At 73.0% G+C, this 15,395-nt stretch carries 20 protein-coding genes and 1 riboswitch; of the genes, 10 read left to right on the top strand and 10 right to left on the bottom strand.

What is annotated here, in order from left to right:
* Positions 1-3: 3 nt before the first annotated feature.
* Positions 4-106: riboswitch (TPP riboswitch) on the bottom strand.
* Between the two features lie 99 nt (positions 107-205).
* The 5 genes from JAV76_RS00295 to JAV76_RS00275 all read left to right on the top strand — a co-directional run bounded on the left by JAV76_RS00295 (position 206) and on the right by JAV76_RS00275 (position 2,597).
* Entirely contained in the window at positions 206-463 is a 258-nt protein-coding gene (locus JAV76_RS00295) for a DUF4235 domain-containing protein (RefSeq protein WP_198732026.1), read from the top strand.
* A gap of 124 nt (positions 464-587) precedes the next feature.
* Complete coding sequence (locus JAV76_RS00290; protein ID WP_198732025.1) at positions 588-953, top strand: YbaB/EbfC family nucleoid-associated protein; 366 nt, start codon at positions 588-590, stop codon at positions 951-953.
* On the top strand, positions 950-1,270 hold the full coding sequence (locus JAV76_RS00285; protein ID WP_198732024.1) for a type VII secretion target: 321 nt from the start codon (positions 950-952) through the stop codon (positions 1,268-1,270). Before JAV76_RS00290 ends, JAV76_RS00285 begins: the two co-directional genes overlap by 4 nt.
* On the top strand, positions 1,267-2,193 hold the full coding sequence (locus JAV76_RS00280; protein WP_198732023.1) for a WXG100 family type VII secretion target: 927 nt from the start codon (positions 1,267-1,269) through the stop codon (positions 2,191-2,193). The genes JAV76_RS00285 and JAV76_RS00280 overlap by 4 nt, the downstream gene beginning before the upstream one ends.
* On the top strand, positions 2,190-2,597 hold the full coding sequence (locus tag JAV76_RS00275) for a YbaB/EbfC family nucleoid-associated protein (protein WP_198732022.1): 408 nt from the start codon (positions 2,190-2,192) through the stop codon (positions 2,595-2,597). Before JAV76_RS00280 ends, JAV76_RS00275 begins: the two co-directional genes overlap by 4 nt.
* Here the strand turns inward: JAV76_RS00275 and JAV76_RS00270 are convergent.
* From JAV76_RS00270 to JAV76_RS00245, 6 genes are all read right to left on the bottom strand, one after another.
* Complete coding sequence (locus tag JAV76_RS00270; RefSeq protein ID WP_198732021.1) at positions 2,594-3,238, bottom strand: hypothetical protein; 645 nt, start codon at positions 3,236-3,238, stop codon at positions 2,594-2,596. The two genes, JAV76_RS00275 and JAV76_RS00270, sit on opposite strands and share 4 nt — an antisense overlap.
* A 100-nt stretch (positions 3,239-3,338) precedes the next feature.
* The gene (locus tag JAV76_RS00265) at positions 3,339-4,388 is read right to left on the bottom strand and encodes a bile acid:sodium symporter family protein (protein WP_307843929.1); all 1,050 of its coding nucleotides are present in this window, start codon (positions 4,386-4,388) and stop codon (positions 3,339-3,341) included.
* Between the two features lie 141 nt (positions 4,389-4,529).
* A complete protein-coding gene (locus JAV76_RS00260; RefSeq protein WP_198732020.1) occupies positions 4,530-5,417 on the bottom strand; it encodes a hypothetical protein in 888 nt (295 codons plus the stop codon).
* A complete protein-coding gene (locus JAV76_RS00255; protein ID WP_198732019.1) occupies positions 5,417-6,643 on the bottom strand; it encodes a hypothetical protein in 1,227 nt (408 codons plus the stop codon). Before JAV76_RS00255 ends, JAV76_RS00260 begins: the two co-directional genes overlap by 1 nt.
* Positions 6,643-6,927: a hypothetical protein gene (locus JAV76_RS00250; protein ID WP_198732018.1), complete on the bottom strand. Its 285-nt coding sequence runs from the start codon at positions 6,925-6,927 to the stop codon at positions 6,643-6,645. Before JAV76_RS00250 ends, JAV76_RS00255 begins: the two co-directional genes overlap by 1 nt.
* 8 nt (positions 6,928-6,935) lie before the next feature.
* Positions 6,936-7,211 (bottom strand): SAV_915 family protein, encoded by a 276-nt coding sequence (locus JAV76_RS00245; RefSeq protein WP_198732017.1) that lies wholly within the window; start codon positions 7,209-7,211, stop codon positions 6,936-6,938.
* Positions 7,212-7,423: 212 nt separating this feature from the next.
* On the opposite strand from JAV76_RS00245, the gene JAV76_RS00240 reads away from it, so the two are divergent.
* From JAV76_RS00240 to JAV76_RS00220, 5 genes are all read left to right on the top strand, one after another.
* Complete coding sequence (locus JAV76_RS00240) at positions 7,424-7,906, top strand: DUF2243 domain-containing protein (RefSeq protein WP_198732016.1); 483 nt, start codon at positions 7,424-7,426, stop codon at positions 7,904-7,906.
* A gap of 68 nt (positions 7,907-7,974) precedes the next feature.
* Positions 7,975-8,781 carry a cytochrome c oxidase assembly protein gene (locus JAV76_RS00235; protein WP_198732015.1) on the top strand — a complete coding sequence of 269 codons (807 nt, stop codon included), beginning with the start codon at positions 7,975-7,977 and terminating at the stop codon, positions 8,779-8,781.
* Positions 8,782-8,836: 55 nt separating this feature from the next.
* On the top strand, positions 8,837-10,180 hold the full coding sequence (locus tag JAV76_RS00230; RefSeq protein ID WP_198732014.1) for an RDD family protein: 1,344 nt from the start codon (positions 8,837-8,839) through the stop codon (positions 10,178-10,180).
* The gene (locus JAV76_RS00225) at positions 10,177-10,992 is read left to right on the top strand and encodes a PP2C family protein-serine/threonine phosphatase (RefSeq protein WP_198732013.1); all 816 of its coding nucleotides are present in this window, start codon (positions 10,177-10,179) and stop codon (positions 10,990-10,992) included. Before JAV76_RS00230 ends, JAV76_RS00225 begins: the two co-directional genes overlap by 4 nt.
* Positions 10,993-11,034: 42 nt before the next feature.
* A complete protein-coding gene (locus tag JAV76_RS00220; RefSeq protein ID WP_198732012.1) occupies positions 11,035-11,559 on the top strand; it encodes a GNAT family N-acetyltransferase in 525 nt (174 codons plus the stop codon).
* Positions 11,560-11,709: 150 nt separating this feature from the next.
* Here JAV76_RS00220 and JAV76_RS00215 read toward each other — a convergent pair whose 3' ends face one another.
* From JAV76_RS00215 to JAV76_RS00200, 4 genes are all read right to left on the bottom strand, one after another.
* Positions 11,710-12,669, bottom strand: a complete 960-nt coding sequence (locus tag JAV76_RS00215) for a hypothetical protein (RefSeq protein ID WP_198732011.1) — start codon at positions 12,667-12,669, stop codon at positions 11,710-11,712.
* A gap of 261 nt (positions 12,670-12,930) precedes the next feature.
* Positions 12,931-14,046 carry a GNAT family N-acetyltransferase gene (locus JAV76_RS00210; RefSeq protein WP_198732010.1) on the bottom strand — a complete coding sequence of 372 codons (1,116 nt, stop codon included), beginning with the start codon at positions 14,044-14,046 and terminating at the stop codon, positions 12,931-12,933.
* 127 nt (positions 14,047-14,173) lie between these two features.
* On the bottom strand, positions 14,174-14,476 hold the full coding sequence (locus JAV76_RS00205) for a GlsB/YeaQ/YmgE family stress response membrane protein (RefSeq protein WP_307843928.1): 303 nt from the start codon (positions 14,474-14,476) through the stop codon (positions 14,174-14,176).
* Between the two features lie 150 nt (positions 14,477-14,626).
* On the bottom strand, positions 14,627-15,319 hold the full coding sequence (locus JAV76_RS00200; RefSeq protein ID WP_198732008.1) for a hypothetical protein: 693 nt from the start codon (positions 15,317-15,319) through the stop codon (positions 14,627-14,629).
* Between the last annotated feature and the right edge of the window lie 76 nt (positions 15,320-15,395).

The raw sequence follows: 15,395 nt of genomic DNA, 5'->3' as shown, positions 1-15,395 counted from the left end.
ACGTGGCGAGATGGCCCGACTCCCTACGCCGGTGCTGACCGGATCAGGTTCGAGGGTCTGCGGTGGTCCGCACTCTCAGCGCCTGGGCGCTCCCCTGTCGTTCCCGGCGAGTTTACACGCGCCCGAGGGCGCCAGGGCGTCGTGACGTGCGACGTCACCGACCTGCGGCTAGGTTGGGCGGGACCGACCAGACGTGGAGGACACCGTGGCAGATGACCAGTCGATCCCTGAGAAGCTCGCGACGCTCGTCGTGTCCTTCGGGGCGGGGTGGCTCGCCCACCGCGCCGTGAAGGCCATCTGGCAGAAGGCGACGGGCAAGCCGCCGAGCATGATCGACGACGACGACGCGACGCTCGTGAGCGTCGTGACCTTCGCCGCCGTGTCGGGTGCCACCGCGGCCCTCACCCGGTACGCCGCCGGTCGCGGCACCGCGAAGGTCACCCGCAGGATCCAGCACCACTGACGGCAGCCGCACCCCGGTGCCCGCGCCGCCGCGCGGCGCGCCGGGGGAGCGCTCCCCATCGGGCCACGCGCCCTCGTTGGGTACCCTCGGGGTCGACACGTGAGGCGCAGGACGGAGCGGTGCGGTGACCGAGCAGGAGCTGGCGGGGCAGGTGGAGGCGGCGCTCGCCCAGGCCCACCGCGCTGCCGCGCGCGCCCGTCGGGCGTCCGCCGAGATCGAGGACCTGCGCGGGACGGGGCGCTCCGCCGGCGGGGTCACCGCCGAGGTGGACCACCGGGGCCTCGTGCAGGACGTCCGCGTCCCACCCTCCGCGATGGACCTCGGCAAGGACGGCCTCCGCGACGCGATCCTCGGGGCCGTCGCCGACGCCCAGTCGGACCTGCGCGCCCAAGCCCGTGAGATCGTCCCCGACACCGAGCCACCCCGTCCCCCCGCCGAGAGCACCGAGGTGCTCGACCTCGCCGACCGCCTCGTCCGGGGACGTCCGTGAGCGACGAGGAGGTACGCGTCGACCTCGACGCGCTGCGGCATCACGAGGACACCGTGCGGTTCCTCGCGGAGGAGCTCGACGCCGCGGCACGGGCCATCTCCCAGGTCACCGCCCCGAGCTTCGCGTACGGCATCCTCTGCTCGCCCATCCTCATGGGCCCCATGGCCCTCGTGCAGAACGACGGGATCGCCGGGGTGAACGCCGTCCGTGAGGTCATGGGGGCCGTCGCCGACAACCTCGGGACGACGGTCACGACGTACGAGGCCACGGACGCGGCCACCGCGACCGGCATGACCCGCTTCCAGAGCGACCTGTGAGCGAGGAGCTCCTCGGGTCGTCGCCGACCGTGTCCATGCAGGCCGGCGTGCGCATGCTCGACCCCGCGATGAGCGCAGTCGCGGCGGCCCAGCGGGGCGACTGGCTCGGGGCGTCGCTCTCCGGCCTGGCGACGACCGTCGACGTCGTGTCCTACGCGATCGACCCCATCGGCGAGCTGCTGGCCAGCGCCGCCTCCTTCCTCATGGAGCACGTCCACCCCCTCCCGGAGATGCTCGACTCCCTCGCGGGCGACCCGGGCGAGGTCCAGATGTTCGCCGAGACGTGGTTCAACGTCTCCCGGCGGCTCACCGACGTCGCCGAGCAGTACACGACCGCGCAGCGGGGCACCGGAACGGACTGGACAGGTGCCGCCGCCGACAGCTACCGCACCTTCGCGGACACCTTCGCCGAGGAGCTCCGGGCCGTCGCGGACATCTGCCGGGGGACCGGTGACGCCCTGTCCGTCGCGAGCGGCGTCGTCGCCGCGGTCCGCGGCATCGTGCGGGACCTCATCGCCGACCTCGTCGCGAAGCTCATCGCCTGGGTGGCGCAGGTGGCGTGCACCGTGGGCGTCGGTGCGTCCTGGGTGGTGCCGCAGGCGTGCACCGCCGTCACCAAGTGGGTCACCCGGGTGTCCGAGTGGCTCAAGGACCTCACGACGGCCATGGACGAGCTCGCGGCGCTCGTCGAGACCGTCGGCACCGGGGTGGCCGGCACCAACCGGGCCGCGGCCGAGGTGGTCGCGCTCCTGCGGTCCAAGCCGCGCCTCGACCTGCCGACCCTGCCCGACCTCCCCGTGCCCCGGCCGCCGTGGGAGTCCCCGGAGCTCGTCCCCGACATGATCCCGAAGACGCAGGACACCTTCGGGATCGGCGGAGACATGCAGAACCAGGCCGACGGATCGAAGGAGGCAGGCCGATGAGCCCGTCCGACGCGCACACCGCCGCCCTCGCGCAGATCGACTCGTGGGTCGCGCAGGCCCGCCGCCAGGAGGCGGCCGCCCTCGCTCTGCAGCACCGCGTCGAGGCCATCCGTGTGGAGCGCTGGTCCCCGCGCGGGGAGCTGCGCGTCGTCGTCGACCACTCGGGCCTGCTGCGCGACGTCGAGCTCACCGACGCGGCGATGCGCACCGGTGCGCCCGCGCTCTCGCGGTTGCTCATGGCCACCGTCCGCGAGGCCCGCGCCCTCCTGCGCGACGCGGTCGTCGAGGCGTCCCTCGACGAGCACGGCCGACCCACCGCGCTCGGGAGATCGCTCACCGCGGAGTACGCGAGAACGTTCGCCGGGGACGGCGAGGCCCCCGCGGACGGGCCGGGCAGGACCTAGGCGCTCACCTCGGTCGCGTCGACTCCTGTTCCCGCCACGACGGTGCGCCCCACGGGGATGGCCCTGAGGAGCGTCGTCCCGGACCCCAGGCGCGTGCTGCGCCTGTACGCGGCGAGGAACCTCTCCGTGTGGGCATCCTTGACGAGCTCGGGGCGTTCCGTCGTCCACCTGGCCAGGCGCGCGAGGAGCACGTCGACCTCCCGGCGGTCCGGCCTGGACGTGATGCGCAGCCCGGTCCGGGACGTCACGGTGACGGTGGGGAGCGCACCGGGGTTGTCCCGGGTCGCGTCGAGCAGCGGTGCCACCTGGACGCGGGCGGCGTCCGCGAACGTCACGGAGCGGGTGTCAGCGAAGGCCGGGAGGCGCGTCACGGACGTCGGCGTCACGGTGAGCCGGGCCCGCCAGAGGCCGAGTGCGAGGACCACGGCGGTGAGGGCGAGGCCCGTGGCGAGGACGCGCTGGAGGATCCCGGTGAGGCCTTCACCGAAGGCGCCGGGGTCGACGACGGCGCGCACGAGGAGCGCGGGGAAGGTGAGGAGCAGGACGGTGAGGGACGCCCTGACCCAGAGAGGGCGGAGCACCACGACCGGGGCGTCGACGGCGAGGGGACGGGACTGGACGGAGGGGGACCGGGTGAGCACCCGCACAGACTAGGGGTAGCGGCCCTCCGTGCACATGGGGCGAGGTCCCCGGTCGTGGCGCTCGCCGCACTGTGGCGGCTCGCGCGCTGGGGCGCGCCCCTCAGGGGGTGGGTGCGGTGACTGGCACGTCGGGCTTGTCACCGAGGCGCCGGGCCACGACGGCGCACACGAGCAGCTGGATCTGGTGGAAGATCATGAGGGGCAGGACCATGAAGCCGAGCGTCGCGGCCGGGAGCAGGACCGTCGCCATGGGGACGCCGCTCGCGAGGGACTTCTTGGACCCGCACATGAGCAGCACCACGCGGTCCTCGCGGGAGAACCCGGCGGCCTTGCCGCCCGCCCACGTCGCCCACAGGACAGCGGTGAGCATGACGGCGCTGAGGACGATCAGCGCGACGAGCGACCCGACGGACACCGTCGTCCAGATGCCGTCGACGACGCCCTGGCTGAACGCGGAGTAGACGACGAGCACCACCGAGCCGCGGTCGGTGACCGTGGTGAGCTGCTTGTGCCGCAGCACCCACGGGGCGAGCCACCGGCGCAGGAGCTGCCCGGCGACGAACGGCGCGAGGAGCTGCAGGGCGATCTTCACGATCGAGTCCGCCGAGAACCCCACGGTCCCGCCGAGGAGGAGCGCCACGAGGAGGGGTGTGACGACCACGCCCACGAGGTTGGAGAACGACGCGGCGACGACCGCCCCGGCGACGTTCCCGCGCGCGATCGACACGAACGCGATGGACGACTGCACGGTCGACGGCAGGAGCGTGAGGAACAGGACACCATGGGCGAGCTCGGTGGGGATGACTGCCGGTGCGAGGAGCTGTGCGGCGAGCCCGAGGACGGGGAACACGAGGTACGTGGTGGCCAGGACGCTCCCGTGGAGCTTCCAGTCGCGCAGCGCGGCGACGGCCTCGGACGTCTTGAGACGCACGCCGTAGAGGAAGAACAGCCATGCCACGGCAGCGACCACGACGTACCGCAGGATCTCGGCGGCCTCGCCGCGCACGGGCAGGAACGACGCGACGACGACGGCCGCCAGCAGGGCGAGGATGAACAGGTCCGCACGGGCGACCACCCTGCGCGCCCAGCTGCGCCGAGGTGCCTCGGGAAGGTCGGGCACGTCGGGCGTCGCCGGATCGGGGGCGTTCACGGGGCGCCGTCGCTGGGGGCCGGGCTGGAGCACTGTCGCACGGAGTACAGGGTCGCATCCCTGCCGGACGGCGTCGACGCGACGGCGCACGTGGCACCGCCACCGAGGGCCGCGCCGGACCCGCCGGACCCGCCGTCGGGGTCAGGTGAGGTAGGCGCTGTGGGTGCCGGGGATGGTGCCGTCGTCGATGAGGGCTTGTGCGCGGATGCGTTCGATGGTGGCGAGGCTGGCGGAGGTCCCGAGCTCGAGGCGTGCGTCGCGAGACCGGGCGTAGTGGGCGATGACCTTGGCGAGAGTGAGGCCGTCGAGCCACATGTCCCTGGTGGTCGCCGAGTCCGCGATGAGGTGCGGCCCTGGCTCTCTGAGCTCGTCGGACTGCGGGAAGTCCAGGTAGGGCGCGTGACTCCGGTGCATCACCGCGTTCTGGGCGAGCGTGAGGTACACGTGCTCGGGCCCGACGATCGGCGTCACGTCGAGGAGGTCGTGCCAGGCGAACGACATCCTCTGCCCCTCTCGCGAGAGATCGACCCCCGTGCGGGAGAGTCGGACGAAGTTCTGCCTGCCCGGGCTCAGGACGAGCAACCCCGTACCCAGCAGGAGCGTGGCGCAGATGACGGCCAGGGTGATCGTGCCGGCCTGGTGCGCGGCCTCAGCCGCGAGCAAGGCTCCGCCCAGGAACCCCAGCCCGAGACCGACGGCGTTGAGGCTGAGCTCGACGAGGAGGAGCGGGGACTCACGGATCTCCGTGACGCCCGCACCGTCGACGCGGCGGACGCGGGGCGACGGCGGGGACGGGAGTCGCAACGCCAGGAGTATGCCGCTCATGAAGGGGCTGAGTCCCATGCTGATCCACCCCCACGACACCAGCACCGTGCCTGGCACGGTTGCCGAGCTGGCGAAGGCGACTCCGAACCCCATGATGAGCAGACCGAACGGCACCGACGTGTAGGGGATCATCCTGGGGTGTCGGACGAGCGCTCTCGTCGCAGCCCGCCGCCGGGGTGCGGGCGCGAGGAGCGGCATCTGCATCAGAAGAACCTGTCGTAGAGGTCGTGGAGGCCGTCGCCCGCACTGTCCGCCAGAGAGCTGAGCGACTCACCGACGTCCTTGAGGTCCTCTAGGCCTGCGGAGGCCGCCTTGAAGAGATCAGGACCGTTCTCGAACATGGAGTCGATGGCACCAGAGGCGATGATGCCCACCCCGGCACCGATCACCATGCCTGCCACCGTCCCGATGATCGGAACCGGTATCGCCGTCCCGATCGCCGCACCAGCAGCCATGGTGGACATGTACGAGACTCCGTAGGTCGCCAGCGCCGACGTAGCGAGGCCCACGGTGTTCGACGTCACCGCCTGCGTGACGCTCTCGCCCGCTCGGACGTCCATCCAGATGGCTGCTCCGGTGAGGAGACCGTTCGCGCCGTGGCTGAGGGCTTTGCCAGCCTTTGCTGCTCTCGCTGCGTCGTCCATGAGGCCGGCTGACTGGGATCGCAGGGCTGCGGCGCCGTCGAGGTCGTCGTAGAACTGGGCCGGGTTGAGCGTCGCACCCGGTGCGGTGGTCCGGGCCTCCACCACCTGCGCCGCGTGTGCCACGTCGGCAGCCCGGGCCGAGAGGGCGGCGCCCCGCGCCGCGCCGTTCGCTTTCAGGAACGTCGGCAGGAACATGCTCGCCACGGGGATGCTCACGAGCGCGAGGGCGTCGGCGACGCGGGTGTCGAGGACGGACTCGTCGCCCTCGAGGGTCGCGAGGATCCGGGCAACCTCCTCTGCTGCGTCGCCGTACGCGCTCCACAGCGCGGCGTTCACCTCGTAGGCGGCGCGTGCCGCGTCGTAGGCGCCGCCGTCGACGACGGGCATCACGGGGAGCGTCCAGTACGACACCGGGAGATGTGGCGGAAAGAGGAGCTGCGCCGGTTCGAGGATCTCCGTCGTCGTCACGGTGAGGCCCGACGCGACCGCGGCAGCCCGTGCCGCGTCGAGGTCGATCTGGGCAGCGCGCAACGCTGCGGCGAACAGGTCGATCGCGGTCGCTGTCGACGCGGCGGCGTCATGGAGGGTCGCGGTGAGCGTGTACGCGCTGCCCATACGTGACCGGAAGGCGTCACCGGCGTCACCCTCCCAGCCCCCGTCGTCGTACCGGGCCGTCTGCAGGGTGCTCTCCGTGTCGGTGAGAGTGACGGCGAGGTCGTCACGCAACCACGAGGAGACGGCGGTCAGCACGTCCGGGTCTCCCGGCAGGACGGTGGAGACGGCCATCAGCGGTTCCCCACCCTCTTCCCGAGGGACTGCAGCGACGCCGCCCAGGCGTCGTCCGTCACGACGTACTCGTCCCGGGTCTCCCGGACGCCCGCCGCGGCGCCCTCGAGGATCTCGCAGAGATTCGCGGCGTTCGTCGCGAGGTGGTCGAGCGCGGTCAGCGCCGATGCGCCAAGGCCGCTCAGCGACACGGCCGGTGTGCTGCTGCCGCTGTCACGAAGGTCCGAGGCAGCGTTCTCCAGCCGGGCTGCGAGGTGGTCGAGCGCCTCGGGGTCGACTGCCACCTCGCCGGTCATCGTGTCACCGCCGCACGGGCGTGCTCGGGGATGCGCAGGTCCATGTAGAGGACGTCGTACGGTTCCCGGTCGTGGACGCGCTGCAGGTCCTCGATGGTGAGCAGCACCCACGGGACGTCGCCCGCGCCCGCCTTGAGCCGGTCCAGCGCCGAGTAGGCGAGGAGCGCGGTGCGCCCGTCGGCCGTGGTGCGCAGCTGGACGGCGGTCACCTGCCCGTCGTCGTCCGCGAAGCACGGGACGTAGACGACAGGGGGGAGGTCGGCGGGGGTCACGGTCTCCCTCTCGGCGGTGGGGGCTGGCGAGGGGTGACGCTACCGAACGTCTGCCCTGCGCCGCGGCGACCTGTGGACAACCCGGGTGGGCGGCCCGGGAGGCGCCCCACCAGCACCTTCGTTAGCGTTGCGAGAACGGGGCCGGCGCCACCACAGCCCCCGGCACGAGGCTGGTGTGGAACACGGCGGGGCGACCACGGGAAGGACGCAGGATGAGCACGTCGGCGGTACCCGGAGGAGACACACGGGCAGGGACGACGCAGGACCCGCGTCGGTCCCGCCTCGCGGGGCTGCTCCTGGGGATCGCGGTCATGGCCGCGGTCGACGAGATCGTCTTCCACCAGCTCCTCGGCTGGCACCACTTCTACGACCGGTCCACGCCCGACGTGGCGCTGCTCAGCGACGGCCTCCTGCACACCGCCGAGCTCGTGGTCCTCGTCGCGGGGTTCTTCGTGCTGGCCGACGTCCGGGCCGAGCGCGCCCTCGACCGCACCCGGGCCTGGTCCGGGTTCTTCCTCGGTGCAGGGGCGTTCCAGGTGTTCGACGGCGTCGTCAACCACAAGGTGCTGGGCCTCCACGAGGTCCGGTACGACGTCGACCTCCTGCCCTACGACGTCGCGTGGAACGCGGCGGGCGTCGTCCTCCTCGTCGTCGGCGCGGTCCTCGCGGTCCGTGCCCGACGCCGACGCACGTGAACCCGCCCGGCATCGCACCCTGCGCGGTCGTCGGGCTCGGACCGGTGTCCGCCCACGGCGCCGCTCCCATGGACACCACCGCCGCCGGCTGGGTCCTGCCCGTCCTCCTGGTCGTCGTCCCGCTCACCCTGTTCCTCGTCGCGCTGCGCCGTGGGCCCGCCCGGCGAGCCGCCCGACGCGTGGCGTGGTTCGCATCGGGGCTCCTCCTCGCGGCGGCGGCCCTCAGCCCGCCCGTCGACGCGTGGGCGCACCACGACGCCCGAGGGCACATGACCCAGCACCTGCTCCTCGGGATGTACGCACCGATCGCCCTCGTCATGGCCTCACCCGTGGCGGCGCTCCTCGGTGTGGTCCCGCCCCGCGCCCGACACGTCACCGCACGCGTCCTGCGCAGCCGCCCGCTCCACGTCCTCTCCCACCCGGCCACGGCGGCCGTCCTCCACATCGGCGGCCTCGCCGCCCTGTATCTCACGCCCCTCTACGCCGCGACGGCCACCCACCCGCTGCTCCATCACCTCGTGCACGTGCACTTCGTGGCCGCCGGGTGCCTCTTCGCGTGGGCCGTCGTCGGCCCTGACCCTGCGCCCGCGCGGCCAGGGATGCGCACCCGCCTCGTCGTCCTCGTCGTCGCCGGCGGTGTCCACGCCGCGCTCGCCAAGCTCCTCTACGCGCGCGCCGGCGAGCTGCCCGTGGGTGCGCACCAGGACGTCGAGCAGGCCCAGCAGGCAGCACAGCTCATGTACTACGGGGGCGACGTGGCGGAGGTCGCGCTCGCCGTCGCACTCTTCGCGTGGTGGGCCCGGGGGCGGGCGCACGCTCGACGACGGGTGGGCTCGAGGCGCATGCCCAGCGAGGTGCTCCACGCCCCGGCATGAGACGCCCCGGAGCGTGGGTAGAGTTCCCCCTGACCACCCGCCCGAGGAGCCCGCCATGTCGTTCGTCCCGCCCCCACCGCCCCCCGCGGGCGCAGGTGCTCCTGGGGCGTCGGCGCTCGCCGGGTGCCGACCGGCGGAGCCCGGCCGACGGGTCGGCGCGGCTGTTGTCGACTCCCTCCTGTCGGCCATCCCGTCCGGCGCCGCGGTGGGGTGCATCCAGGTGGGGCTGGTCCAGGACGTCGCCGTCCTCGTCGTCGTCGGGTCCGTCCTCGCCCTCGGGTGGACGGCAGGCCTGGTGACCATCGGTCTCTCCTACGCCCGCACCGGGGCGTCGCCCGGCAAGCGGGCCATGGGCCTGCGGCTCGTCGACGTGCGCACCGGTGCGGTGCCCGGCTTCGGGGGAACGTGGCCGCGGTTCTTCGCCGCCGTCCTCGGCGGTGCGGTCCTCGTCGGGTGGGTCACGGGCGTGGTGCAGGTGCTGCGCAACCCGCGCGGCGACCGCCGCACCTGGTACGACACCATGACGGACGTCGTCCTCCTCGACGTCGTCGCCGGCCGCGACCCTGCCGTCCTGCCCGACGCGCGCACCCGGACGCTGCCCGCCCGGCGGTCGAAGCCCGCGCACGACGACGCCGACGGGCAGGGCCCGGCGTCGCAGTTCGCCGACGTCCCCGTCCTCGTGTCCATGGACGGTTCCCCGCTGCACCCGCACGCCGCCGGTGGTCCTGACGGTGGCGGCCCCGTGAGCCCGCTCGGCGGCCCGCCTGTCCCGCCCCCACCGCCGGGTGCCGCGGAGGCCGGTGTGCCCGGGCTCGGGACGCCGCACCCCGGCCCTGGGGCGACATCGGCGTCGCACCGGCCCGTGCCCCTGCTCGACGGGCATCCTCACGCCGTCCCCGGCGCGGCACCCGCCGACGGACCGGTCGACGACCTCGAGGAGACGCGGGTCACCGTCGCGCGCACGCGGCGACCCGGGACGCCGAGCGCGCCCACACCCGCGGTGGCGAGCGCCCAGCTCACCTTCGATACCGGGGACGTCGAGGACATCACCGGCCGCGGCGTCATCGGACGCCGACCCCAGCTCCCCGAAGGTACCGGCGGGGCCGACGGCGGGACCGCCATCACCGTCCCCGACACCACGCGCACCGTGTCCAAGACCCACCTCGAGTTCGTCGTCGAGGAGACCGGCCTGCGCGTCACGGACCTGTGGTCCACCAACGGGTCCACCGTGGTCGGCGCCGACGGTGACCAGGTGCCCCTCCCCGCCGGCGAGGCCGTCCTCGCGCCGTTCGGCAGCACCGTGACCGTCGGCGACCACTGGTTCACCGTGACCCGCCCGCGGACGGCGGCGAGCGGCTACGACGAGGCCGGGGACACGATCCTCCGGGGCTCGCGATGACAGGCACGACCTTCGTCGCACGATGGGGTGCGGCGACGGACCGGGGCCACGTGCGCCGCCACAACGAGGACGCCCTCCTCGCCACACCACCGTTCTTCCTCGTCGCCGACGGGATGGGCGGGCACGCCGCAGGAGACGTCGCTGCCGCGCTCGTCGTCGACGCGTTCTCCCCGTACGTCGAGCGCGCCGTCGTGGGGGAGGACGACGTCCGGGCGGCCGTCGTCGCCGCACGCCAGGCGATCATCGAGTACTTCCGCACGGCAGGGTCGTCCGGCGGTTCCACCCTCACGGGCGTCGCGATGAGCGCCGTCGGCGACGACCCGGCCCTCGTCGTCGTGAACATCGGCGACTCCCGCACCTACCGCCTCAGCGGGGGACTCCTGGACCAGCTGAGCAAGGACCACTCCACCGTCCAGGAGCTCCTCGACGCCGGCACCATCCGACCCGAGGACGTCCCCACCCACCCGGAGCGCAACATCATCACCCGGGCCATCAGCCCCACCGCCGACGCCGAACCCGACGTGTGGACCGTGCCCGCCGTCCCCGGGGACCGGTACCTCGCGTGCTCCGACGGTCTCACCGGTGAGCTCTCCGACGCCCGTGTGCAGGCGCTCCTCCTCGCCTACGACGACCCCCAGGACGCCGCGCACGCGCTGGTCCGCGCGGCCCTCGCCGAGCGGGGCCGCGACAACATCACGGCGGTGGTCGTCGACGTCGTCCGGAGCGGTCCTGGTGGCCCCGTCCCCACCGACCGTGACCCGGAGGACCTCATTGCCGGCGATCCGGACGAGGACACCGTCCCGACCCGCTGACCGCGCCAGCCCGGCACCGCCGGTGCGACCTTGAGGAGAACCATGCGCATCGTCCCCATGACCGACGAGCACGCAGACGCGGTCCTCGACGTCTACGCCGAGGGCATCGCGACGCGGAGCGCGACGTTCGAGACGCAGGTCCCTGGTTGGGCGACGTGGGACGCTGCGCACCTTCCCACCCTGCGCCTCGTCGCCGAGGACGACGCGCGGGTCCTCGGGTGGGTGGCGGCGAGCCCCACGAGCTCGCGGTGCGTGTACGCGGGGGTCGTGGAGGTCAGCCTCTACGTCGCCGCCGCGGCTCGCGGTCGGGGTGTGGGGGCGGCGCTCCTCGGCCGGTTCGTCGAGGCGTCCGAGGCGGCGGGAATCTGGACCGTGCGCGCAGGGATCTTCCCCGAGAACGCCGCGAGCCTCGCCCTCCACTCCCGCCACGGCTTCCGGGTCGTCGGCACCCAGGAACGGGTGGGGTGCCTCGACGGGGTGTGGAAGGACGTCGTCCTCCTCGAGCGCCGCAGCACGGTGGTCGGCACGGACGAGGGCACCGTCCCGGCCGGCACCACCGCGAGCTGATCGGCTCAGAGCCGGCTGTCAGGTCTGCCGCCCCGGCCCCGGCCCGGCGTCGCCGACCTTGTCGAGTTCGGTACTTCCAGTCGAGATCGGTGATCAGAACTACCGCACTCGACTGGAAGTGCCGAACTCGTCGCCCGAGACTGTGCGGGTTCACCGGCTGTTGAGCGTCCGACGGGCGACGAGCGCGGCTCTCGCGTCGGCGGGCACATGGCGCAGGAGCCGGTGACGCAGCAGGGCCGGATCTCGAAGGTCCTCCTTCATGACCCGGACCACGTGCCACCCCGAGTCCTCGAGCGCATCCTGGCGGCGACGTTCCCGCAGGAGAGCCTCGGTCGTGGCGCCGTCGTACTTATCCCGCCCGTCGTACTCGACGAGCAGCCGCCACGGCACCCAGCCGAGGTCCGCCCACCAGGTCGACCGGCCGGTCTGCACGCACACCTGGGTCTCGGGGACCGGCAGCCCGATGCGCAGCGCCTCGAACCGCACCCTCGTCTCCCCTGGCGACTCGGAGCCGCCATCGGCCAGGGCCAGCAGCTCGCGTGCCTTGACGATGCCGCGGGTCCCGGCCATGGCGTCGAGCATGCGCGCGCAGGTGTCGCGGTCGGCTCCCACGTGGAGGGCGGCGTCCGCGATGACGAGGCCGGGGAGCGGCGGCAGGGAGCGGAGGCAGTCGACGACGGTCCGTTCGAGCGTCGTCACGGCCAGTCCGCGGTGGTGGGTGCGGTGCGTGCCGGGCAGGACGATGCGGTGTCGGACCACCCCGGCGTCACCGGAGCTTCCGGGACGGGACTCCTGGACCACGTGGATGCGCCGGTCACCGGGCACGAGGGGGAGGCCCCAGAGGAGCGCTGCCGACGTGTGGCTGAACGTCGGAGACCGTGCGGACTGCCGGGCGAGGGCCGTCGTCCGGGCCAGAGCGACGGCCCTCCGGGTGTCACCGGGAGGGGCGTCTCCGCGAGGTGCATCGATGTACGCGCCCGGACGGACGCGCAGCCACGCACCGTCGCGTACGAGAGACCGGGCGTGCGCTGCGGTGACGTCGCGGGCGAGGTGCACGGTCGGAGGCGCCACGGGTCGACGCGGCATGCGGGAATCGTCGACGACAACCATGCGTCGACGTTGGCGTGGCAGCCGTGGCAGCCGTGGCTGTGGACGACGAGTGCTGTCCCGAGCTCGCAGCCCACGGTTCCGCGCCACACGTCAGCCGGTCCCGACGTGTTCCTGAGCCAGGTTCTCCCGGCACCATGACCGACGCGCGAGTTCGGTCATACCAGTCGAGTTCGGTGATCTCGGATGACGAGCTCGACTGGAACCACCGAACTCGTCGGCCTGGGGACGGGCTCCCGACGCTGCTCGCACGGGCCAGGGTCGTCAGCCGACATCCCGCTTCTGCCACAGCGCGCACACGCCGGCACCGCGGAAGCCGAGGGCTTCGTTGATGCTCAGCATGTGCCGGTTCTCCTCGGCGTTCCACGTGTGGATGCGCCGGAGCTCGGGGCGCAGTCGCGCGAGCTCGCGGAGGTTCGCGGCCTTGACGAGCATCCCCAGGCGGTGGCCGCGGTGCTCGCGGAGCACCAGGGTGTTCGCCTGGAACGCGAAGTCCCGGTCCTGGAGGGAGTGGACGATCTCCGAGTACGCGACGAGCTTGCCGGTCGGGACGTGCTGCACGGCGCAGGTGACGGAGCCACGTCCGGTGGCCGCGTAGGTCGCCTCCTCGGCCCGCACGCGCGCCGCGTCCCACGGGTCCTCGACCACGTCGAGCCCGGCGTTGGGTGCATCAGTGGACATGCGCGTGACGAGCCGGGCCAGGTCGTCGACGAGGTCGTCCGGGCACCGGTCGACCCAGGTGACCACCGTGTACTCGTCACCGGCGCGCTGCAGGGCGTCGGTGTGCAACCGGTCCACCAGGGCCGCGGCGACGGGCAGGTGCAGGACGCTGTACCGCATCCCCTGCTCGAGGACGTACCCGCGGTCGCGCGCGAACATCGCGGCGGTGCTCGCGCCGTCGATCCGGCCGCTCCCCGTGGGCGGTGCCATGGCGTGCGGCGCGTCGGCGGCGGGTTCGCCACGATGCTCGGTCTCGGTCTGCAGGACCGTCCGCCCGCGCTCGCGTGCGACGGCCTCGGCGGCGTCGAGCAGTGCCTGTCCGACGCCCTGCCTGCGGTGGTCGGGGTCGACGAGGACGCTCACCCAGGCTCGGTGGGTGTTGCCCTGCCGGTCGAGGCGGAGCTGCGCGACGCCGACGACGTCCGACTCGGCGGGCGCCTCCGGCGTGGGGTGCGCGGTGGCGACGAGGACGATGCGCTCGGTGTGCTCCTGGGACCGCAGCTCACCGAGGAGCACGGGGGCGGGGTAGGAGAGGTCGGCGTAGCCCCAGAGGTCGCGCTGGGTCCGGGCGTCGATGCGCGCGACGCCGTGCAGGGCCCACGCGTCGGGCGCGTCGGGGGAGTCGGGGAGCGGCATGATGGCCACGGACCAGGTCGTCATGCCGTCACCCTGGCAGCCGCGGTCGGGTCGGGGCAACGGATTTGTCGGCTGCCGCCGTGGGCATGGCGACGGCCACCGCTCCCAGGGGGGAGGAGCGACGGCCGTCGGTTCGGGGAGGGCGTGAGCCCTAGGCGCGGCTGCGGCTGCGGCGCGAGCGCCCGCCGGCGACGAGGCCGACGATGGCGAGGACCAGGAGCGAACCCAGGAAGGCCCACAGCCAGGTGCCGATGTCGAAGATGCTCTCGTTGGTGGAGGCACCGAAGTAGTGGCGGCCGATGTAGCCGCCGACGATGGCGCCGACGACGCCGACGACGAGGCTGGTGAGCCATCCGCCACCGGCGCGGCCGGGGAGGACTGCACGGGCGATGGCACCGGCGACGAGGCCGATGATGATCCAGGAGAGGAGGCCGACGAGCGAATCTGTGGTCACGTGACTGCCCATTTCTGATGGAACCGGGTCAAGAGGGCGGTTGCCCGGGTGAACTCTCGCACCGTCCCGGGTTGGGCGCGCGCGCTCGCTGTGCCCCGGGTATGTGAATAAGAGCACATCGTGCGGTATGGCCGGAGTTGCGAGGTACGTCTAGACTCCCGCGACCCGGAGGGCGTGGTCGGCGCCGGCCTGGGTCGCGAGTCCCCACCTGCTGATGTCACTGAGGAAGTAGCGCAGGACCGGAGCGTCCACGGCCGTCTCTCCGCACTCGATCGTCACGAACGACCCGTCTCCCACCAGCGGTTTCTTACGCGCGACCCTGTCCCGCGCGATCACCTCGGCGCCTGGGACGAGACGCACCAGCAGGGTGTCGGCGCCGTGCGCGGGTGGCTCGATCGTCAGGACGTCCTCCCATCGGATGCTGATCCGGGCCGGACCGTGCAGGAGCGTCTCTGGGATGGTGGCGTGCAGGAGGCGTGCGTCGAGATGGAGCGGAGTCGCGATCTGCTTGCGCTGCGCGTCGGAGGCTCGTACCGCCATGACCAGAGCCGCGATCCACCCTGCGAGGAGTGCCGAGCCGATGACCAGAAACACCCAGGCCCCGCCGCACGACGACTCCCCGCCGCGTGTCGCGACGCAGGTCTCGGAGGACCAGCTCCATGACGCCTCGGCCAGCGCCTGGACCGCCGGGACCAGGACGGCCGCAGGGAGCAGCAGAAGGGCCAGCACCTCGACGCCGTGCAGCACGGCTCGCGGAACCCACCGCCGCCGTTGCCGTCGGTAGAGCGTCCCGTCCTGCCACTCCCAGCCGGTCCTGGCCGTCCTCTCGCTGTCGTTCCCCATGTCACCTCGTGCGTACTGTCATCGCCATCTCTGCGGAGCTCCCCGGCGCGGGCGCTCCATGGAGACGCATCGGCGG

This window comes from Sanguibacter suaedae (assembly GCF_016342785.1).
GTDB classification, from domain to species: Bacteria; Actinomycetota; Actinomycetes; order Actinomycetales; family Cellulomonadaceae; genus Sanguibacter; species Sanguibacter suaedae.
Note: the sequence above shows the minus strand (reverse complement) of the source record. Positions and strands in the feature narration are given on the sequence as shown.